Genomic DNA, 19,924 nt, shown 5'->3' on the forward strand with positions numbered 1-19,924 from the left:
GAGACCCGGGCCGCGCGGCCCGAACCGGCCAATGCATCAAGGTCAATGCACCCCGGTCAATGTGCCCCGGGTCAATGCGTCCCGGCGATCTCGGCGGGCTTCAGTTCGACGGATTCGCCGCAGCCGCAGGCCGAAACCTCGTTGGGATTGCGGAACACGAAGCCGGAGGACAGCTTGCTGGTCTCGAAATCCATCGTGGTTCCGAGCAGGAACAGGGCGGCCTTGGGATCGACGAAGACCTTCACGCCCTTCTCGTCGACCACGTCGTCCTTGGGATCGGGCGTCTCGACATAGTCCATCGTATAGGACATGCCGGCGCAGCCGCCCTTCTTGACGCCGAGCCGGAGACCCTGGATCGGGCGCTCCGAGCCGGACATGATCTCCTTGACGCGCTCTGCGGCCGCGTCGGTGAGCGAGATGACCTTCAATCCGAACATGGATGTCGTCCCTCAATACCAGTCCAGCGCCACGCGCGCCTCGTCGGACATGCGTCCCTGATCCCACGGCGGATCGAACACCATGCGCACGCGCACGTCGCCGACGCCCGACACGGAATTGACCGCATTCTCAACCCAGCCCGGCATCTCGCCGGCGACCGGACAGCCCGGAGCGGTCAGCGTCATGTCGATATCGACATTGCGGTCGTCGTCGATATCGATCCTGTAGATCAGGCCGAGTTCGTAGATGTCGGCCGGAATCTCGGGATCGTAGACCGTCTTCAGGGCGCCGATGATGTCGGTCGTCAGGCGCTCCAGTTCCTCGGCCGGAATCGCGCTCGCCGCCTGTCTTTCCGGCGCAGCCGGCGGCTGTCCGAGCGGTTCGGTGTCGTTCACTCTTGCGTCCATGGCCATCGGCCCTCGCCCGTCCAGTCTCGTTTCCCGCCCGGCACGCGGTCGCATGCCGGACCGTCCATCCGTCATGCAAAGAAATCATGTGCCTTTTGAAGAGCTTCGGCAAGCCGGTCGATCTCCAGGCGGGTATTGTAGAGGCCCATGCTGGCACGGCATGTGGAGGTGACGCCGAAACGTTGCAAGAGCGGCTGGGCGCAATGGGTGCCTGCGCGCACCGCAACCCCGTAGCGATCCAGGATCGTCGCTACGTCATGGGCATGGGCGCCCTCGAGTTCGAAGGAGACGATCGCCCCCTTGCCGGGCGCGGTCCCGAAGATGCGCACGCGGTTGATCTGCGACAGCCGCTCATGGGCATAGTCGCGCAAGCTCGCTTCGTGGGCGGCAATCCGGGCGCGGCCGATATCCTCTATGTAGCGCAGCGCAGCGCCGAGCCCGACCGCCTCGATGATCGGCGGCGTGCCGGCCTCGAAGCGATGCGGCGGCTCGCCGTAGGTGACGTTTTCCTTGGTCACGTCGCGGATCATCTCGCCGCCGCCGAGGAAAGGCGGCATCTCCGCGAGGAGTTCGCGCCGGCCGTAGAGAACGCCGATCCCGGTCGGGCCGTAGAGCTTGTGGCCGGTGACGCCGTAGAAGTCGACGCCGAGGTCCTGCACGTCGACCGGCATGTGCACGGCCGCCTGGGCGCCGTCGACCACCACCTTGGCGCCGACCGCCTTGGCGACCCGGACGATGTCCTTGATCGGCGTGACGGTGCCGAGCATGTTCGACATGTGGGTGATCGCCACCACCTTGGTGCGCGGGGTGACCAGCTTCTCGAACTCTTCGAACAGGAAGGACCCGTCGTCGGCGACCGGCACCCACTTGATCACCGCACCCTTGCGCTCGCGCAGGAAATGCCAGGGCACGATGTTGGAATGGTGCTCCATGATCGAGAGGACGATCTCGTCGCCCTCCCCGATCGACTGGCCGAGCGAGGCGGCGACCAGGTTCAGAGCCTCGGTGACCGATTTCGTGAAGATGATCTCGTCGGTCGAGGCCGCCCCGAGATAGCCGCGGACGATCTCGCGCGCCTCCTCGTAGGCCTCGGTCGCCGCATTGGCGAGATAGTGCAGACCGCGGTGGACATTGGCATATTCGGTGGTCATCAGCCGGACCATGCGGTCGATGACCGCCTGCGGCTTCTGCGCCGAAGCGCCGTTGTCGAGATAGACGAGGTCGCGGCCGTTGACCTTCATCGACAGGATCGGGAAATCCCGCCGGATCGCCTCCACGTCGTAGGGCATGGCCTGAGCCGGATCGATGGCGATGTTCACGGGTCGTCCTGCCTTCCCGGCAAGCGGCCCGCCGCCTGCCTCACGTCGCTCGCCCGCCCCGCCCCGGACCGGTGATCCGGGGCGCGTCGGGCATCGATAGTCACGCCGCCTTCGCGGCCGCACGCCGTTCCAGCCAGGCCTCGATCTCGGCCGTGACCTGATCGCGCAGCGCCTCGTCGGCGATGGTGTCGACCGCCTCGCCGAGGAAGGCCATGATCAGCAGCGTCTCGGCCTCGGCGGCCGGGATGCCGCGGCTCATCAGATAGAATTTCAGCCGCTCGTCGAGTTCGCCTGCCGTCGCACCGTGGCCGCAGACCACATCGTCGGCGAAGATCTCGAGCTCCGGCTTGTTCATCGCCTCGGCCGCGTCGGTCAGCAGGACGGCGTTCGAGGCCATCTTGCCGTCGGTCTTCTGGGCGTGCTGGCGGACGACGATCTTGCCCTGGAAGACCGACTTGGCCTCGCCGTCGATGACCGCGCGGTAGAGCTCGCGGCTGGTGCCGTGCGGTACGGCATGGTCGACGACCAGCGTCGCGTCCGCATGCCGCCGGCCTTCGAGCAGGGTCGCGGCCCGGGTCGAGAGCGTGGCGTGCTCGCCGGAGAAGCGCGCGAAGACCTGTGCCCGGGCGACAGCGGCGCCGGCCCCGAGCGCGAAATGATCGAGCTCGGCCTTCTCGGACAGATCGACCACCAGGGTCGAGAAATGCGCCGCCGCGAGACCTTCGGTCTGCAGCTTGACCCAGTGCACGGTCGCGCCGTCGCCGATCGTCAGTTCGACGACCGCATTGACATGGCTGGCCGCTTCCGCCGGACCGCGATAGCGCTCGACGATCGTGACCTCGGCCTGATCCTCGACCGCCACGGCGTGGCGCAGGAAGGCCGCGTGGGCGCCGGTCGCGACATGCTCGATTGCGATCCGCTCGGCCACCTTGGTGCGCGCCGCGACCCGGATCACCGCGCCGTCGCGCATGAAGGCGGTGTTCAGGCCGACCAGCGGATCCTGCATCGCCAGGGGCGAGAGGCCGAGCCGGTCGCCGAGGGTGTGGCCGTGCGGCAGCAGGTTGGCGAGGCTCTCGACGGTGACGCCCTTCGGCAGCGCGCCGGACAGGGTGGGCTCGAAATGGCCGTCGAGGAAGACCAGCCGCACCTCGCCCTCGGCCGCCGGACCGGCGGCGGTGCGCGCGGTCTCGGCATCGGCGCGGCCGGCCAGCGGCGGCACCGTCTTCAGGAGCGCGCGCAGGTCGGTATACTTGTACTCTTCGACCCGCCGATGCGGCAGGCCGGCCTTGTCGAAGCGCGCGATGGCGGCATCGCGCAGCGTGGCGATCGCGGCCGAATCGGCGCGCTCGGGCTTGCGGCGCCACAGATCGAGCAGGTCCTTCTCGGCCTGCGTCCGGAGAATGCGCGGTTCGGCGGTCATGACGGCGGACTCCGGCATCAGGCGGCCTCACCGACATAGTCGGCGTAGCCCTTGGCCTCCAGTTCCAGCGCCAGTTCCGGCCCGCCGGAGCGCACGATGCGACCCTTCGAGAGGACGTGCACGAAGTCCGGGCGGATATGGTCGAGCAGGCGCTGGTAGTGGGTGATCACCACGAAGGCGCGATCGGGCGAGCGCAGCGCGTTGACGCCCTCGGAGACGATCTTGAGCGCGTCGATGTCGAGGCCCGAATCGGTCTCGTCGAGGATGCACAGCTTCGGCTGCAGCACGGCCATCTGCAGGATCTCGTTGCGCTTCTTCTCGCCGCCCGAAAATCCGACATTGACCGGACGCTTGAGCATGTCCTGGTTGATGGCCAGCTTGCCGGCCTCGCTGCGCACCAGGCGCATGAAGTCCGGCGTCAGGATCTCGCCCTCGCCGCGCGCCTTGCGCTGGGCGTTGAGCGCGGCCTTCAGGAACGTCATGTTGGCGACGCCGGGGATCTCGACCGGATACTGGAAGGCCAGAAACACGCCGCGCGCCGCCCGCTCGTCGGCCTCCATGGCCAGGAGGTCGGCACCGTCGAGAGTGACCTCGCCGTCGGTGACCTCGTAGTCCGGCTTGCCGGCCAGCACGTAGGAGAGCGTCGACTTGCCCGAGCCGTTCGGACCCATGATCGCATGGACCTCGCCGGGCTTGACGACCAGATCGAGACCGCGAAGGATCTCACGGCCTTCGTCGGCGATCTTCACATGCAGGTTCTTGACTTCAAGCATCGTTCCATCATCCCGTTTCCGCGGCGATCCGATCGGCTTCCGTGAAGGATGCGACGACCTCGATCAAGCCGACGATATTCGCGTTGAACTCCGGCAGCCCTTCCGCCGGGATCCAGTATTCCTCATGTTCCGCACCGCCCACGATCCGGGTCTCGAAGCGATCCAGGTAGCGCTTCAGGACAGAAAAGCGTGTGACATGGCCGAGCCGGTCGCCAAACTTCGTATTCCAATCGCGCGCGATCCGCACCGCATAGTCCAAATTCGTGACCGGATAGAAGATCGGCTGATCCGGCAGCCGCGGCGGAAAGGCCCGCCACCCAGCCTCTGCTATCAACCGCAACTCAACCGACCCGACCGGCCGAAAGAGCGTGGCGACGGCAGGCGGCGTCACCGCAGATCAGTCGACGAGATCGAGCCGTTGCTCGATCCTGTCGACCCTCAGTTTGAGCTCGGCGATATCGCCGTGATCGTGATCCTGCAGGGTGACGATCGCGGCGAGCTGGTGGCGGATCGCAGTCGTCTCGGCCTGCATGGTCTGCATCGCCCCGTTCATCCGCGCCATGTCGCGACGGATCGCGCGCAGGTGCTCGAGGATGAGATTGTCGGTCTCCATCACCCCACGCTCCCCTCCAGGCTGATGCCGATCAGCTTCTGCGCTTCGACGGCGAATTCCATCGGCAGCTGCTGCAGCACGTCGCGAACGAAGCCGTTCACGATCAGCGCCACCGCCTCCTCCGACGACAACCCGCGGCTGACGCAATAGAACAGCTGATCCTCGGAGATCTTCGAGGTGGTCGCCTCGTGCTCCACGGTCGCGGTCGCATTGCGGGTCTCGATATACGGCACCGTATGGGCACCGCAGTCGTGGCCGATCAGAAGCGAGTCGCAATTGGTGAAGTTGCGCGCGTTGGTCGCCTTGCGGTTGATCGAGACCAGCCCGCGATAGGTGTTGTTCGACCGGCCGGCCGAGATGCCCTTGGAGATGATCCGGCTCGAAGTATTCTTGCCGAGATGGATCATCTTGGTCCCGGAATCGACCTGCTGGTAGCCGTTGGAGATGGCGATCGAGTAGAACTCGCCCTGGCTCTCGTCGCCGCGCAGGATGCAGCTCGGATATTTCCAGGTGATCGCCGAGCCGGTCTCGACCTGCGTCCAGGAGATCTTGGCGCGCGCCTCGCGGCAATCGCCGCGCTTGGTGACGAAATTGTAGATGCCGCCCTTGCCGTCGCGATCGCCCGGATACCAGTTCTGGACGGTCGAATATTTGATCTCGGCATCTTCCAGCGCGACCAGCTCGACCACGGCCGCATGCAGCTGGTTCTCGTCGCGCTGCGGCGCCGTGCAGCCCTCCAGATAGGAGACATAGGCGCCGCGGTCGGCGATGATCAGGGTGCGCTCGAATTGGCCGGTATTCTTCTCGTTGATCCGGAAGTAGGTCGACAGCTCCATCGGGCAGCGCACGCCCGGCGGAATGTAGACAAAGGAGCCGTCCGAGAAGACCGCCGAATTGAGCGTCGCATAGAAGTTGTCGGTCACCGGCACGACGGAGCCGAGATACTTCCGGACCAGCTCCGGATGCTCGCGCACGGCTTCCGAGATCGAGCAGAAGATGACGCCGGCCTTCTTCAGCTCCTCGCGGAAGGTGGTGACGACCGAGACCGAATCGAACACCGCGTCGACAGCGATCTTGGCGCCCTGCACGCCGGCCAGGACCTCCTGCTCGCGCAGGGGAATGCCCAGCTTCTCGTAGGTGCGCAGGAGTTCCGGATCGACCTCGTCGAGGCTCTTCGGACCCGCGGTACCCTTCGGCGCCGCGTAGTAGTAGAGGTCCTGAAAATCGATCTTCGGATAGTCGACCCGCGCCCAGGTCGGCTCCTCCATGGTCTGCCAGCGACGGAACGCGTCGAGGCGCCATTCGAGCAGCCATTCGGGCTCGTTCTTCTTGGCGGAGATGAAGCGGACCGTGGACTCGTCCAGGCCCTTCGGCGCGAGATCGGACTCGATCGCGGTCTCGAAGCCATACTTGTACTGGTCGACGTCGATCGCCAGAACCTGGTCGACCGTTTCCTGAACTGCCGGCATTCTGCTCTCCCCCGACGCGGCTTCAAGGACCGCCGGTTCAAGACTGGATCATGAAACCGAAGGGCCGCAGCCCTCCATACTCACTTCTACGCCGCACGCCCGGATCCGGATCCGAGCCGCGCGACGACACGTCGCCAGACGCCGATGAACCGTTCGACATCCGCCCGCTGCGTCGACCAGCCGAGACTGATCCGCAGGCCGCCGCGCGCCGCCGCGTCGGGCATGCCCATGGCCTTGAGGACATGGGAGGCGCCGACCTTGCCCGACGAACAGGCCGAACCGGCCGAAACCGCCACGCCCTCGAGATCGAAGGCTATCACGGCTGTCTCGGCAGCGACACCGGGGAGCGCCACGCACAGCGTGTTGGGCAGACGATCCGCGTTTTCACCGATGACCGTCAAGGTCGGAGATATAGTGCGCAAGGCGTCGCGGAGCCAGTCCCGAAGGTCGGTCAGCGCGCCGATATTTTGAAGATCGTTGACGGCGGCCTCGGCGGCGGCTCCGAAGGCGGCGATGGCCGGCAGCGCCTCCGTGCCGGCCCGGCGGTTGCGCTCCTGGCCACCGCCGGTCAGCAGCGGAACGGGCCCGCCATCGTCGCGCGCCACGATCGCACCGGCCCCGGCCAGCCCACCGATCTTGTGGCCGGAGAGCATGAGACAGTCGGCCGGCACCCGTGCGAGCGGCAGCCGGCCGGCCGCCTGGACGGCATCGCAGACCAAAATGCCGCCATGACCGCGCACCATCCCGGCGACCGCCTCGATCGGCTGGATCACGCCGGTCTCGCTGTTGGCCAGTTGCACGGCGACCAGCACCGGTCCCGGTCCCTCCGCCAGCAGAGCCTCGAGGTGGTCCAGGCGAACGATCCCGTCGGCATCGACGGGCAATTCGCTCACCATGCCGGCCGCAAAGCGTCCTCCGCGCAGAATGCAGGGATGCTCGACGGCCGAAACGATCAGCCGCGCGAATCGCAGCGGCCTGCCCTGCGCCGTCCAGTCCGGCTGCAGCAGGGTCGCCGCCGCCTCGGTGGCGCCGCTGGTGAAGGTGACCCGACCCGGCGAGACGCCCGCCAGCCGGCCCACCGCAGCGCGCGCGCGCTCGATCGCCGCCCGCGCCGCGCGCCCCTCGGCATGGACCGAGGAGGCGTTGCCACCCGCCCGCATCGCCGCGACCGCCGCCGCCATCGCCTCGGGACGGAGCGGCGCGGTCGCGTTGTGGTCGAGATAGAGGCGCGGTTCGGCGGACATGAACTCGGGTCGGTTCGGGGGTATCGGCGGCGGACGATGCCTCGTGAATGGCTGCGATCGGCCCGCTCCGCAAGGGGTACGGCGCAAAACGCAGCGACATCAGTCCCGGGTGACCAGCACGGCGAGCCCCCGGGCGACGGTCTGCCGATAGAAGCCCTGCAAGGCGGCGAAATCCGCCGCGACGCCCGCCGGCAGGACCGCCGCATCGGCCTGCCCGATCTTGTAGACACCGGCCGCGGCCATCGCCGGCAGATCCACGGCCCGCCGCACCGCTGTCGGGTCGAGCCGGTCGAGAGATGCGGCGATCGCCGCGACCGCCGGTCCGTCGTTCCAGCGATAGGCGAAGCCCTGGCTCGCCCTCAAGCCGGGCGCGACAACGGCCTGCCCGAAGACCGCCGCCTCCGCCATCTGCGGACCGATCAGACCGGCGAGAACGAAGCGCAGCCAGTCGAAGCGGCGGTCGAGGCTGCAAGTCAAGCGAGCCCCGCCTTCGATCGCGGCCAAGATTTCGAAGGTTCCGTCGTCGTCGGGGGAAAGTTCGGCCAATCCGGCGGCGGCGGCAACCGGCATCGCCCGGAGAGTGACCTCGAAACCCATCGCTTCGGTTCCTATTTTAGCGCTTGTATTCGCCACCCCCCGCCATGGTAACAGAAGCGGACGCGACGCTCCGGCTGGGTTTTCCGGGTCGGGGATGCCGGAACGCCCCCTCGAACGCGATCCGCCGCATTCGACGGCAGAACCTCACAAGAAACCGAACAGGACTTTGCCCATGCCCGAGGTGATCTTCAACGGACCCGCCGGACGCATCGAAGGTCGCTTCCAGCCAGCCAAGGGGCGCAACGCCCCGATCGCGCTGATCCTGCACCCGCACCCGCAGTTCGGCGGCACGATGAACAATCAGGTCGTGTACCAGCTGTTCTACATGTTCGCGAAGCGCGGCTTTGCCGTGCTGCGCTTCAATTTCCGCGGCGTCGGCCGCAGCCAGGGCGAGTTCGACCATGGCGGCGGCGAACTGTCGGATGCGGCGGCCGCGCTCGACTGGGCGCAGACCATCCATCCCGATGCCCGCTCCTGCTGGATCGCCGGCTTCTCCTTCGGCGCCTGGATCGGCATGCAGCTTCTAATGCGCCGGCCCGAGATCGAGGGCTTCATCTCGATCGCCCCGCCGGCCAATCTGCACGACTTCTCGTTCCTGGCCCCCTGCCCGTCCTCCGGCCTGATCATCCATGGCGACGTGGACAAGGTCGTGCCGCAGAAGGACGTGCAGACCCTGGTCGACAAGCTGAAGACCCAGAAGGGCATCGTCATCGACCAGCGCATTGTCGAGGGCGCCAACCATTTCTTCGAGAACAAGGTCGAAGAGCTGATGGGCGAATGCGAGACCTATGTCGACCGCCGCCTGGCCCGGGTCGACGCCGCCTGAGCCATCATTTGCCAGATGTCATGACGGATCGGACGGGCGCTTCGGCGCCCGTCGTCGTTTCAGGAGCGGCTCCGACGGCGCAAACGCCCACGCGTCACGGCACGGATGGCGGGATCGACAAGCTTTGACGGGTTTTGCGTGAGCAGCCGACGGCCTTTGATGTCGCCCAATCGCGCGGGGTTCGGCCATTCGATCTTGCGCGCTCTGGGACTGCGCAAACGGCGGCGCCGATGGACCCGTCGGGGGTCCGTCGCATCGGGCGTCAACTCGCAGCGGGTGTGTGGGGAAAAGCCAATCGATCTCAAGGAGATGATTGGCGGGAGCGACGGGGCTCGAACCCGCGACCTCCGGCGTGACAGGCCGGCACTCTAACCAACTGAGCTACGCCCCCACTCGGCGCCGGCTCATGTCCGGCGGCGATGGCGGGTGTTTAAGGCGCGCCGATCCGCATGTCAACACGGCTCGCGCGGCGAGTTTGGGGAAAACGCACGGGATCATCCTAGTCGTTGGAAAGGATGGCGGAATCCCGCGGAATTTCCGCCGATCCGAACGCCCCGACGGTGCCGAGGAAATTTCCCCGGCTTCCCACCCGGCCGCGTCGCGACCCGCCGTCTCGGTCGCCGGAACAGCCCTGCGCGGCTCGGATGACCGGCCCGCAGCATCGGGCTTGGTGCGGCGCAGGATCAGCAGATACAAGGGTTTTCGGCGGCCGGCGCGGTATCGCCGCGGTGCGTCCGCATGGACGAACCCGCGCGATTCGCGATCCGCCCGACCGGCCGAGAGAGCCGGCGCGCCGAGCCGGCGGCTTTGTCCGGCCGACATAGTGGAGGAAAGTCGCATGGCCCGGAAAGTCGTCATCACCTGCGCGGTCACCGGTTCGATCCATACCCCGTCCATGTCGCCGCATATTCCCGTCACCGCCGACGAGATCGCCGAGGCGGCGATCGGGGCCGCGGAGGCGGGCGCGGCCATCGTGCACCTGCATGCGCGCGATCCCCATGACGGCCGCCCGGACCAGAGCCCCGAGCGCTTCCTGCCGTTCCTCTCGCGCATCAAACAGCAGAGCGACGTGGTGGTGAACATCACCACCGGCGGCGCGGCGACCATGACCATCGAGGAGCGGCTGCGCCCCGTGGCGACCTTCAAGCCCGAGGTCGCCTCGCTCAATATGGGGACGATGAATTTCGGCCTCTACCCCATGCTCGAACGGTTCAAGACCTTCAAGCACGATTGGGAACGGCCCTATCTGGAGGGCTCGCGGGAGCGCATCTTCAAGAATACCTTCGCCGACATCGAAACGATCCTGACCACCTGCGCCGAGAACGGCACCCGGTTCGAGATCGAGTGCTACGATATCGGCCATCTCTATACGCTCGCCCATTTCGTCGAGCGCGGCCTCGTCAAGCCGCCCTTCTTCGTGCAGAGCGTGTTCGGCATCCTCGGCGGCATCGGCCCGCATCCGGAGGACGTGGCGCATATGAAGCGCACCGCCGACCGCCTGTTCGGCGACGCCTATCGCTGGTCGGTGCTCGGCGCCGGCCGGCACCAGATGCCGATCGCCGCGATGGCGGCTGCGATGGGCGGCAATGTCCGCGTCGGCCTGGAGGACTCGCTGTGGCTCGGCAAGGGCCGCTTCGCCGCCTCGAACGCCGAGCAGGTCGCCCATGTGCGCCGGATCATCGAGGGGCTCGGCCTGGAGATCGCCAGCCCGGCCGAGGCGCGCAACATCCTGGAACTCAAGGGCGGCGACCGGGTCGAGTTCTGAGCCGACGGCTCCGGCCGGCCCTCACGTGGGGCCGGCCCTCCTGGGGCAGACCGGCCTTTCCGCCGGTCCGGGGCATCCGAGCCCGGCGCCCTCAGTTCTTCGGCTTCCTGATTGTGACCTCTTCGTCGATCTCGCCGATATCGTCCTGCGGAACGTTGTCGTTCCGAGTCTGACCACGCTCATGCTTTTCGATGTGTTCCTCGTCGGAGACGGCTGGCTTCTTCACGCTGCGCACCGATTGGGCCAGGTCGTCGAGAACGGCGAGCTTCTCGGCCTTGGTCATGTCGGTGCGATCGAGCACCGTGGTCATGATCTTGGCCAGATTGCCCATCGGAACCTTCAGGGATTGCTCGAAACCCTGGCGTACCGGCGAATTTTCGTCATGCTTCCCGCTGAGCATGGCCTTGCCGTAGTCGACCGGGTTGTCGAAATCCTGCGGTTTCGGATCGTTGTCGCCGTGCAGGCGCGGCTTTCCGCCCTGTTCAGGCTTCGCCTGCACTTCCGCATGGCTCTTGCCGGCATTCACCTCCACCTGCGACAGGATGAAGCTGTCGATGAAGTCCTTGTTGTCCGAGAAGGCGCCGACGAAGCTGTGGATGTCGTCGAAGCCGCGCGTGTCGGACACGGCTTCCTTGCCAACCTCCTGGCGCACGTCCTCGCGCAACGTGAAATAGCGTGCCGCCACGTCGAGCAGACCGCTGTCCTTGGCGACCTGGTAGGGATTGCCGATACCCGACTGCATGACGCCGGACCGCGCGCCCTCGTCGCTGTAGAGCTTCTCCATGCCGACGAGCGCGGTGCCGCGCGACAGCGCATTAAGCTGGCTTGGCGAGAGGGAGCCGTATTCCGCCTCGCTCAAGTCCTTGACGCTGCCGTTGAAGAGCTTGATGGCGAGCTTCGCCTGATCCAGGTCGAGCGGCTTCGACGATTCGTAGTTGATGACCGACTTCAGGGCCTCGATCTTTTTGGAGGCGATTTTGGCATCGAATTTTCCCGTATCGACGAGGGCCTGAAGAAAATCATCCTTGACGGCCTTGTTGTGGCTCGTCCGAAGCTGATTGACGACCCATGTGATCGGGTTGGACTTGGAAGAGACCTTGACGGAATCCTGCTTGCCCTTGTCCACGTCCCCAAAACGGAGGGAGCTGACGAAGCCGGATTTGACCGTGCTGTTGGCAATGCTGCGAAGAATGTCGGCCATGGCATCAATCCGCTGGTTCAGTGTTACGGACAGGCTTTCGATTGATTTCAGACTTCCCGGTAGCCCGCCATGTCGGCCGGCGTCGGCGGCGCGCGGCGCGATCGGGTCGCGTCTGGCGACCCGTCGGGCGCATCAGCCTCGGAACAGCATCACGTCGCTGATCGCGAGCGATGACTGATCCGGGCTTGCGCTCCGCTCCTCGCCGACCAACCGGACCAGTTCCCGGCGCCAGATGCCGGCGCCACGGGCTGCCCAGGCCAGAGCCGCAAGGAGGCCGTCGGCGGTCAATCCGCGCAGTGCGATCCGATCGAACCAGGCGAGTTCGCCTAGTTCGCTGTCGAAGGCCACGCTCCCCAGCCCCTGCGCCGCCGACAGGGCGTTCGCCTGAAGCAGCATGCGCAGGGCATTGTCGGTCGGCGGCAGTGACCCCGGCGAAATCGGATGGCGGACCACGATGCCCGCATCCTCTCCGACAAAGGCCAGTTCGAGGACCAGTTCCTCATATTCGATCGTGCATATGTTTCGATCATCGAAGGCCATGCCGGGTATCCCGACGAGGCGCGCGAAATCGTCCATCAGTATATCGACGCCTCGCGGTCGTCCGGCCTGTTCGCTCATCGATCCATCCCCCTGTCATGACCCTATCGCGGTCGAGACGATTGCGATGTCACTTACGGCACATCGACAGTAAGTCCGAGACGCGGAACGCCTGCCGTCCGCCGGCGACGGGAGCGCAACGGCGGATCGGTCCGTCCGGCGCCACGGATCCGGCCGAAACGGCCTCAGCCGGCCCGTCGCCAGCGCTGCAGCGCCAAGAAGGCGCCGCCGGCGAGCAGACCCCAGAGCGCCCCGCCGATGCCGAGGAAGCCGACGCCGGAGGCCGTGACCACGAAGGTGATCATCGCGGCCTCGGTCTTGTCCTTCTCGGCGACCGCGCCGGTCAGCGCGCCGGCAAAGGAGCCGATCAGGGCGAGGCCGGCGACCGCCTGGATCAGCAGCGGCGGGGCGGCGGTCAGGAAGGCCGCGAAGGCGGTCGCGCACAGGCCGAACAGGCAATAGACGATGCCGCTGACCGCCGCCGCCCACCAGCGGCGCGCCGGATCGGGCTCGGCATCCGGGCCGGCGCAGAGCGCGGCTGTGATTGCCGCCAGACTGACGGCATGACCGCCGAACGGCGCGGCCAGGATCGAGAAGATGCCGGTCAGCCGGAACAGCGGCCCCGGCGCCGGCCGGTAGCCGTTGACGGCCAGCACCGCGATGCCGGGAATGTTCTGTGACGCCATGGTGACGACGAAGAGCGGCAAGGCGATCGTGGTCAGGGCGTGGATGGACAGCGACGGCACGACCAGCACCGCCTCCGGGGCGAGCGCGCCGAGTTGCGCCAGCCCGACCGGCGAGGTCGCCACGAAGGCGATCGCAGCGACCGCCAACGCCACCGGCACGGCGAAGAGCCGGTTGATGCGCACGGTCACCGCCCAGGCCGCGACGATCGCCAGCGCCGGCAGCGGCATCGCCGCCACCGCCTTGACCGGCGCCACGCACAGCCCGAACAGGACGCCGGCCAGCATGGCGCTGGCGAGCGGGTTCGGGATCGCCGCCACGGCGCGTGCCAGCGGCCGCCAGCTGCCGGCGACCACCACCAGGAGGCCTGCGACCAGGAAGGCGCCGACCGATTCGGAGAAACCGCCCGCTCCCGCCCCTTGCGCCGTCAGCAGCGCGGCTCCCGGCGTCGACCAGGCGAGCGAGATCGGCATGCGCGGGCGCGCGCTCGCCCAGAGCGTACCGATCCCCATGGCGAAGGACAGCGCCATCAGCCCCGACGCCGCCTGCGCCTGGCTCGCCCCGGCCGCGATAAGCCCCTGCAGGGCGACCGGCAGCGACGAGGCGAAGCCGACCACCGCGGCGAGCGTGCCGGCCGCGATGGCCGGAAAGGTCGGGCCGCGGGCGGGAGCGGCGGAAGACGGAGCTTCGGTGGACATCGGACCCTGACCGGCGCGTGGCGTGACGGTCCGGTATGGTCGATCCGAGCCTTGTGGCGCAAGGGGCGGACGCCACCGGACAGCATCCGCAATGTGTGGCCGCGGTCGGCGCTGTTGCGCCCGGTCCGCACCGGCTATCCTGGCTCGAACACTCCAACTGCGAGCCCCGCCGATGCTGCGCCTTGCCATCTTCACATGCCTTTGCCTGGCGGCTTCCGCCCTGCCCGGCCACGCGGCCCTGGCGCCGCAGTATCAGCGTCTGGCGGAACTCCGCGCCATTCTCGCCAGCGACGCCGTCATGGGACGCCTTTCGGGCGCACCGGTCGACCGGGTCGAGTATGTCTCGCCCGATCTCTACCGGGTCACGGCCGGCGCCTGCACGCTGGAAGTTAAGATCGTATCGGTCCCCGAACCGGAGCCCATGCCGGGTCCGCGGAAATTCACCGTGGCGCCGGGCCTCTACGCCTGCCGCTGAGCGCGGCCCCGTAACCCGCCTGCCGGATGGCGCCCCCAAGTCCAACGCGGGGCCGCTTCGCCGTACGGAACGCTGCGGGATGCCGGCCGACGACGGGTCCTTCCGGACCGAGGCGATCACAGCACGCGGAAATCAGGCAGCGTCGCGCCGTCCTTGCCGGGGCAGCATTTTTTGAACTTCTTGCCGGGCCCGCACGGATAGGGATCGTTCCGTCCGACCTTGACTGCAGCCGGTGGCGACGGAACGGAGATCGGCTTCGGCACCCGGCCTTCGGCGATCTGGGCGAAATGCCATGTCTCGAGGGCCGCCACGGTGCTGTGGAACGGCCGGCGTGAGGGCTATGGCCGCCATTTTGCCATGACCGGCCAGTTCAGATGCCAAATCCTCCTCGACATGCCGGAAGGTCTGGATCTGCGGATCGATCCGACCGTCTTCATAGGCGGCTTTGACGAGGGGGCGCAAAATCCGCCAACCCGAGAACGGCGGTCGCAGGCGCCCATTCGAACCAGATCCGGTCGCGCGGCCGAGCCTGCAGGCTGATGATCGCATCAGCGGTCCATTCCATCGTCGTCCTGCACCACACGTCAGGACGACGATCAGCCCTCGGCCGGCGCCTCTCCGGCCCCGTTGCCGCCCTCGCCCTCCGCGGCGCCGTCCTCTTCCTCGCGGATGCGCTCGACCGAGACGACCTTCTCGTCGGCGGCGGTGTTGAACACGATGACGCCCTGGGTCGAGCGGCCGGCGATGCGGATGCCGTCGACCGGGCAGCGGATCAGCTGGCCGGCATTGGTCACCAGCATCAGCTGGTCGCCGTCTTCGACCGGGAAGCTCGCCACCAGCGGGCCGTTGCGCGGGGTCACCGCCATGGCGACGATGCCCTTGCCGCCGCGTCCGGTGATCCGGTACTCGAAGGTCGAGGTGCGCTTGCCGTAGCCGTTCTCCGAGATGGTCAGGATGAACTGCTCGGCGGCGCTCATCTCGACATAGCGGCGCTCGCCGAGCACGTCGGCACCCGCCCCGGCCCCGCTCTCCGCACCGTTCTCGTTGCCGGCCTCGGCGCCCTGGGCTTCCTCGGCCTCGGCATCCGTGCCGTTGCTCTCGACCGCATCGACCTCGCCGCGCAGGGCGCGGCTGCGCTTCAGATAGGCGATGCGCTCGTCGGCGACGGCCTCGAAATGCCGGATCACGGTCATCGAGATGACCTGATCCTCGTCGCCGAGCGCGATGCCGCGCACGCCCATGGAATCGCGGCCCTTGAACACGCGCACGTCGGTGACGGGGAAGCGGATGCACTGGCCGAGCGCCGTGGTGATGACCACGTCGTCGAACTCCGTGCAGGTTTCCACCGACACGATGCCCTCGCCCTCTTCGAGCTTCATGGCGATCTTGCCGTTGCGGTTGACCTGGACGAAGTCCGACAGCTTGTTGCGCCGGATCGTGCCCTTGGTGGTCGCAAAGACCACGTCGAGGGTCTCCCAGGTCTCCTCGTCCTCCGGCAGCGGCAGGATCGAGGTGATGCGCTCGCCCTCCTGCAGCGGCAGCAGGTTGACCAGCGCCTTGCCGCGCGCCTGCGGGGCGGCCAGGGGCAGGCGCCAGACCTTGGTCTTGTAGGCCATGCCGCGCGAGGAGAAGAACAGGATCGGCACGTGGGTATTGGCCACGAACAGCCGGGTGACGAAATCCTCGTCCTTCATCGAGATGCCGGAGCGGCCCTTGCCGCCGCGCCGCTGCGCCCGGTAGGTCGACAGCGGCACGCGCTTGATCCAGCCGGCATGGGTCACGGTGACGACCATGTCCTCGCGCTGGATCAGGTCCTCGTCGTCGACCTCGCCGTCCAGTTCCACGATCTCGGTGCGGCGCGGGGTGGCGAACTCGGCCTTGATGGCGGCAAGCTCGTCCTTGACGATGGTCTGGATGCGCTCGCGCGAGCGCAGGATGTCGAGATAGTCCTCGATCTCCAGGGCGAGCTTGTTCAATTCGTCGGCGATCTCGTCGCGGCCGAGCGCGGTCAGGCGGGCGAGGCGCAATTCCAGGATGGCGCGGGCCTGCTCGTCGGACAGCCGGTAGGTGCCGTCCTCGTTGAGCGTATGGCGCGGGTCGGCGATCAGCGCGATCAGCGGCGCCATGTCCTTGGCCGGCCAGTCGCGGCCCATCAGCTGCGCCTTGGCGGTGGCCGGATCGGGCGCAGTGCGGATGAGGTGGATGACCTCGTCGATATTGGCGACCGCAATCGCCAAGCCGACCAGGATATGGGCGCGGTCGCGCGCCTTGTTGAGCAGGAATCGCGTGCGCCGGCCGATCACCTCCTCGCGGAAGGTGATGAAGGCCTGGATGATGTCGCGCAGGTTCATCAGCTCCGGCTTGCCGCCGTTGAGCGCCACCATGTTGCAGCCGAACGAGGACTGCAGGGTGGTGAACTTGTAGAGCTGGTTCAGCACGACTTCCGCCATGGCGTCGCGCTTGACCTCGATGACGACCCGGTAGCCGTCGCGGTCGCTTTCGTCGCGCACCTCGGCGATGCCCTCGACGCGCTTCTCGCGCACCAGCTCGCCGATGCGCTCGACCATCGAGGCCTTGTTGACCTGATAGGGGATCTGGTCGACGACGATCGCCTCGCGGCCGCCGCGCGCGGTCTCGAACTTGACCCGGCCGCGCATCATGATCGAGCCGCGCCCGGTCAGATAGGCCGAGCGGATGCCGGCCCGGCCGAGGATGATGCCGGCGGTCGGGAAGTCCGGCCCCGGGATGATCTCGATCAGGTCGGCGACGGTCATGTCCGGCTTGTCGATCATCGCGATCGCGGCGTCGCAGACCTCGCCGAGATTGTGCGGCGGAATATTGGTCGCCATGCCGACCGCGATGCCGCCGGCGCCGTTGACGAGCAGGTTCGGGAAGCGCGACGGCAGCACCGTCGGCTCGTGCTCCGAATTGTCGTAGTTCGGCTGGTAGTCGACCGTGTCCTTGTCGAGATCCTCCAGGAGGCTGTGCGCCACCTTCTCCAGGCGGACCTCGGTGTAGCGCATGGCCGCCGGCTGGTCGCCGTCGACCGAGCCGAAATTGCCCTGGCCGTCGACCAGCGGCACCCGCATCGCAAAGTCCTGCGCCATGCGCACGAGCGCGTCGTAGACCGACTGGTCGCCATGCGGATGGTACTTACCGATCACGTCGCCGACGACGCGGGCCGATTTGCGATAGGCCTTGTTCCAGTCGTAGCCGTTCTCGTGCATCGAGAAGAGGATGCGGCGGTGCACCGGCTTCAGGCCGTCGCGCACGTCCGGCAGCGCGCGGCTCACGATCACGCTCATCGCGTAATCGAGGTAGCTGCGGCGCATCTCGTCGGTGATGGAGACCGGCTTGATGTCCGACGGGCTTTCCCCGCCCGGAACCGGCTTTTCGGATGAGGCCAAAACGCGTCACTCTTCGGTCTGGATGTCGACGGCTCGTCTATAGGCGATTCCGGCCGCGGACGCCAATTTCGCGCGCGGGCGCACGCGAGATTCCAAAGTCACGCCGTTCGCGGCCAGATCATGGCGGCCGGCGGCTCGGCCTCGCCGCGGATTTCGACGTGCTCGCCGCCGTCGTCGCGGGTCACGATCCGGGTCCGGCCGGAGGCGACCAGATCGAGGGCATGCGGATAGAGCCGGTGTTCGGCCGCCAGCACGCGGGCGGCGAGCCCGTCCGGCGTGTCGCCGGCCAGCACCGGCACGGCGGCCTGGGCGACGACCGGCCCGGTATCCATCGCCTCGCGCACGAAATGGACGGTGCAGCCGGCGAGCTTGACGCCGTCCCGCAACGCCCGGGCATGGGTGTGCAGGCCCGGATAGGCCGGCAGCAGCGAGGGGTGGATGTTGATCATCCGGTTCTTCCACTGGCCGATGAACCAGGGCGTCAAGAGCCGCATGAAGCCGGCGAGGCAGACGAGCTCGACGCCGTGGCGGACGAGTTCGGCATGGAGCGCCATCTCGAAGCGCTCGCGGTCCGGAAAGCCCTTGTGGCTGATCACCACCGCCGGCACCCCGGCCGCCGCCGCCTTGGCGAGGCCGCCGGCATCGGCGCGATTGGACAGGACCAGCACGGCCTCGGCGGGGAAATCGGCCCGCTTGGTCGCCGCCACCAGCGCCGCCATGTTGGACCCGCCACCGGAAATGATGATGCCGACGCGGAGCTTGCGCGGCGCGGTCCCGCGCGGCGCGTCCGTGCCAGCCGCAGGCCCCCCGACCGCAGGCCCACCAAGCGGCGCCGTCGTCATCGAGCAAGATCCAGGCTGCCGACCGGGTCGACGAAGGGCTCGTCCGGCCCGGCCTCGATCGTGCCGAGTTCGACCACCGTCTCGCCGGACGCCGCCAGGCTGGCGACGACCTCGGCCGCACGGGGCGCCTCGACCACCAGCACCATGCCGATGCCGCAGTTGAAGGTGCGCAGCATCTCGCGCTCGGAGACGCCGCCGGCAGCCGCCAGCCAGCGGAAGACCGGCAGGACCGGGATGCGGGCGAGATCGATGCGCGCCGCCGTGCCGGCCGGCAGGACCCGGGGGATGTTCTCCCAGAAGCCGCCGCCGGTGATATGGGCGAGCGCCTTGACGGCGCCGGTGGCGCGGATCGCGGCCAGCACCGGCTTGACGTAGATGCGCGTCGGCGTCAGCAGCGCCGCGCCGAGCGTCGTGCCGGCGGCGAAGGGCGCGGCGTCCTGCCAGGTCAGCCCGGCCGCGGCGACAATGCGCCGGACCAACGAATAGCCGTTCGAATGCACACCTGACGACGAGAGCCCCAGGATCACGTCGCCGGGGCCGACATCGGCGCGCGGCAGGATTCCGGTGCGCTCGACCGCCCCGACAGCGAAGCCGGCGAGGTCGTAGTCGCCGTCCTGGTACATGCCGGGCATCTCGGCGGTCTCGCCGCCGATCAGCGCCGCGCCGGCCTCCCGGCAACCCGCCGCGATGCCTTCCACGACGCTCGCCGCGACATCGACATCGAGCTTGCCGCACGCGAAATAGTCGAGGAAGAACAGCGGCTCGGCGCCCTGCACGACGAGGTCGTTGACCGACATGGCGACGAGATCGATGCCGACATGGGCGTGGATCCCGGCATCGATGGCGACCTTCAGCTTGGTGCCGACGCCGTCATTGGCCGCGACCAGCACCGGGTCGGCATAGCCGCAGGCCTTGAGATCGAACAGGCCGCCGAAACCGCCGATCTCGGCATCGGCCCCGACCCGCGCGGTCGCCTTGACGAAGGGCTTGATGCGCTTGACCAGCAGGTTGCCGGCGTCGATATCGACCCCGGCCTTGGCATAGGTCCAGCCGTTGCCGTTCTGGTCGTCGCTCATGGGTCGCAGGCTCTTGTCGCGAAAAAGGGAGTGGTTCGGCCAAAGCCGGTGGTCGGCCGGAGCCGGGGTCCGG

Annotated in this window: 20 protein-coding genes and 1 tRNA gene; 3 read left to right on the forward strand and 18 right to left on the reverse strand. The window is 67.6% G+C overall.

Annotated features, from left to right (window positions below; all coding sequences use genetic code 11):
- Positions 1–71: 71 nt before the first annotated feature.
- The 10 genes from sufA to KL771_RS02125 form a co-directional block, all read right to left on the reverse strand.
- Positions 72–437, reverse strand: a complete 366-nt coding sequence (gene sufA / locus KL771_RS02080) for a Fe-S cluster assembly scaffold SufA (protein WP_261966901.1) — start codon at positions 435–437, stop codon at positions 72–74.
- A 12-nt stretch (positions 438–449) separates the two neighbouring features.
- Positions 450–845, reverse strand: coding sequence for an SUF system Fe-S cluster assembly protein (locus KL771_RS02085; RefSeq protein WP_390866507.1), 396 nt, complete (start codon positions 843–845; stop codon positions 450–452).
- A gap of 71 nt (positions 846–916) precedes the next feature.
- A complete protein-coding gene (locus KL771_RS02090) occupies positions 917–2,134 on the reverse strand; it encodes a cysteine desulfurase (protein WP_261967080.1) in 1,218 nt (405 codons plus the stop codon).
- Positions 2,135–2,264: 130 nt separating this feature from the next.
- On the reverse strand, positions 2,265–3,584 hold the full coding sequence (gene sufD, locus KL771_RS02095) for a Fe-S cluster assembly protein SufD (RefSeq protein WP_261966903.1): 1,320 nt from the start codon (positions 3,582–3,584) through the stop codon (positions 2,265–2,267).
- A gap of 17 nt (positions 3,585–3,601) precedes the next feature.
- Positions 3,602–4,357 carry a Fe-S cluster assembly ATPase SufC gene (gene sufC / locus KL771_RS02100; protein WP_261966904.1) on the reverse strand — a complete coding sequence of 252 codons (756 nt, stop codon included), beginning with the start codon at positions 4,355–4,357 and terminating at the stop codon, positions 3,602–3,604.
- Positions 4,358–4,364: 7 nt separating this feature from the next.
- Positions 4,365–4,748 carry an ADP-ribosylation/crystallin J1 gene (locus KL771_RS02105; RefSeq protein WP_261966905.1) on the reverse strand — a complete coding sequence of 128 codons (384 nt, stop codon included), beginning with the start codon at positions 4,746–4,748 and terminating at the stop codon, positions 4,365–4,367.
- A gap of 6 nt (positions 4,749–4,754) precedes the next feature.
- A complete protein-coding gene (locus tag KL771_RS02110; RefSeq protein ID WP_261966906.1) occupies positions 4,755–4,970 on the reverse strand; it encodes a hypothetical protein in 216 nt (71 codons plus the stop codon).
- Positions 4,970–6,439: a Fe-S cluster assembly protein SufB gene (sufB, locus tag KL771_RS02115; RefSeq protein WP_261966907.1), complete on the reverse strand. Its 1,470-nt coding sequence runs from the start codon at positions 6,437–6,439 to the stop codon at positions 4,970–4,972. Before sufB ends, KL771_RS02110 begins: the two co-directional genes overlap by 1 nt.
- A gap of 86 nt (positions 6,440–6,525) precedes the next feature.
- Positions 6,526–7,683, reverse strand: coding sequence for a cysteine desulfurase family protein (locus KL771_RS02120; protein WP_261966908.1), 1,158 nt, complete (start codon positions 7,681–7,683; stop codon positions 6,526–6,528).
- A 99-nt stretch (positions 7,684–7,782) separates the two neighbouring features.
- Positions 7,783–8,280, reverse strand: coding sequence for a YfbM family protein (locus KL771_RS02125; RefSeq protein ID WP_261966909.1), 498 nt, complete (start codon positions 8,278–8,280; stop codon positions 7,783–7,785).
- Between the two features lie 172 nt (positions 8,281–8,452).
- Between KL771_RS02125 and KL771_RS02130 the strand changes: the two genes are divergently transcribed.
- Entirely contained in the window at positions 8,453–9,106 is a 654-nt protein-coding gene (locus KL771_RS02130; protein ID WP_054361468.1) for an alpha/beta hydrolase, read from the forward strand.
- A 314-nt stretch (positions 9,107–9,420) separates the two neighbouring features.
- Here the strand turns inward: KL771_RS02130 and KL771_RS02135 are convergent.
- A tRNA-Asp gene (locus tag KL771_RS02135) sits at positions 9,421–9,497 on the reverse strand.
- Between the two features lie 447 nt (positions 9,498–9,944).
- Between KL771_RS02135 and KL771_RS02140 the strand changes: the two genes are divergently transcribed.
- The gene (locus tag KL771_RS02140; RefSeq protein ID WP_261966910.1) at positions 9,945–10,871 is read left to right on the forward strand and encodes a BKACE family enzyme; all 927 of its coding nucleotides are present in this window, start codon (positions 9,945–9,947) and stop codon (positions 10,869–10,871) included.
- A 91-nt stretch (positions 10,872–10,962) separates the two neighbouring features.
- Here KL771_RS02140 and KL771_RS02145 read toward each other — a convergent pair whose 3' ends face one another.
- From KL771_RS02145 to KL771_RS02155, 3 genes are all read right to left on the reverse strand, one after another.
- Positions 10,963–12,072 (reverse strand): hypothetical protein, encoded by a 1,110-nt coding sequence (locus tag KL771_RS02145; protein WP_261966911.1) that lies wholly within the window; start codon positions 12,070–12,072, stop codon positions 10,963–10,965.
- A gap of 132 nt (positions 12,073–12,204) precedes the next feature.
- Entirely contained in the window at positions 12,205–12,690 is a 486-nt protein-coding gene (locus tag KL771_RS02150) for a type III secretion system chaperone (RefSeq protein WP_261966912.1), read from the reverse strand.
- Positions 12,691–12,854: 164 nt separating this feature from the next.
- Positions 12,855–14,051 (reverse strand): benzoate/H(+) symporter BenE family transporter, encoded by a 1,197-nt coding sequence (locus KL771_RS02155; RefSeq protein ID WP_261966913.1) that lies wholly within the window; start codon positions 14,049–14,051, stop codon positions 12,855–12,857.
- Between the two features lie 172 nt (positions 14,052–14,223).
- Between KL771_RS02155 and KL771_RS02160 the strand changes: the two genes are divergently transcribed.
- Positions 14,224–14,526, forward strand: coding sequence for a hypothetical protein (locus tag KL771_RS02160; protein WP_261966914.1), 303 nt, complete (start codon positions 14,224–14,226; stop codon positions 14,524–14,526).
- A 116-nt stretch (positions 14,527–14,642) separates the two neighbouring features.
- On the opposite strand, the gene KL771_RS02165 is transcribed toward KL771_RS02160, so the two are convergent.
- From KL771_RS02165 to purM, 4 genes are all read right to left on the reverse strand, one after another.
- Positions 14,643–14,789 (reverse strand): hypothetical protein, encoded by a 147-nt coding sequence (locus tag KL771_RS02165; RefSeq protein WP_261966915.1) that lies wholly within the window; start codon positions 14,787–14,789, stop codon positions 14,643–14,645.
- A 333-nt stretch (positions 14,790–15,122) separates the two neighbouring features.
- On the reverse strand, positions 15,123–17,933 hold the full coding sequence (gyrA, locus tag KL771_RS02170; protein WP_261966916.1) for a DNA gyrase subunit A: 2,811 nt from the start codon (positions 17,931–17,933) through the stop codon (positions 15,123–15,125).
- A 98-nt stretch (positions 17,934–18,031) separates the two neighbouring features.
- Positions 18,032–18,652, reverse strand: coding sequence for a phosphoribosylglycinamide formyltransferase (purN, locus tag KL771_RS02175; RefSeq protein WP_390866514.1), 621 nt, complete (start codon positions 18,650–18,652; stop codon positions 18,032–18,034).
- 119 nt (positions 18,653–18,771) lie between these two features.
- Entirely contained in the window at positions 18,772–19,851 is a 1,080-nt protein-coding gene (gene purM, locus KL771_RS02180; RefSeq protein WP_261966918.1) for a phosphoribosylformylglycinamidine cyclo-ligase, read from the reverse strand.
- Positions 19,852–19,924 lie beyond the last annotated feature (73 nt).

This window comes from Prosthecodimorpha staleyi (genome assembly GCF_018729455.1).
GTDB classification, from domain to species: domain Bacteria; phylum Pseudomonadota; class Alphaproteobacteria; order Rhizobiales; family Ancalomicrobiaceae; genus Prosthecodimorpha; species Prosthecodimorpha staleyi.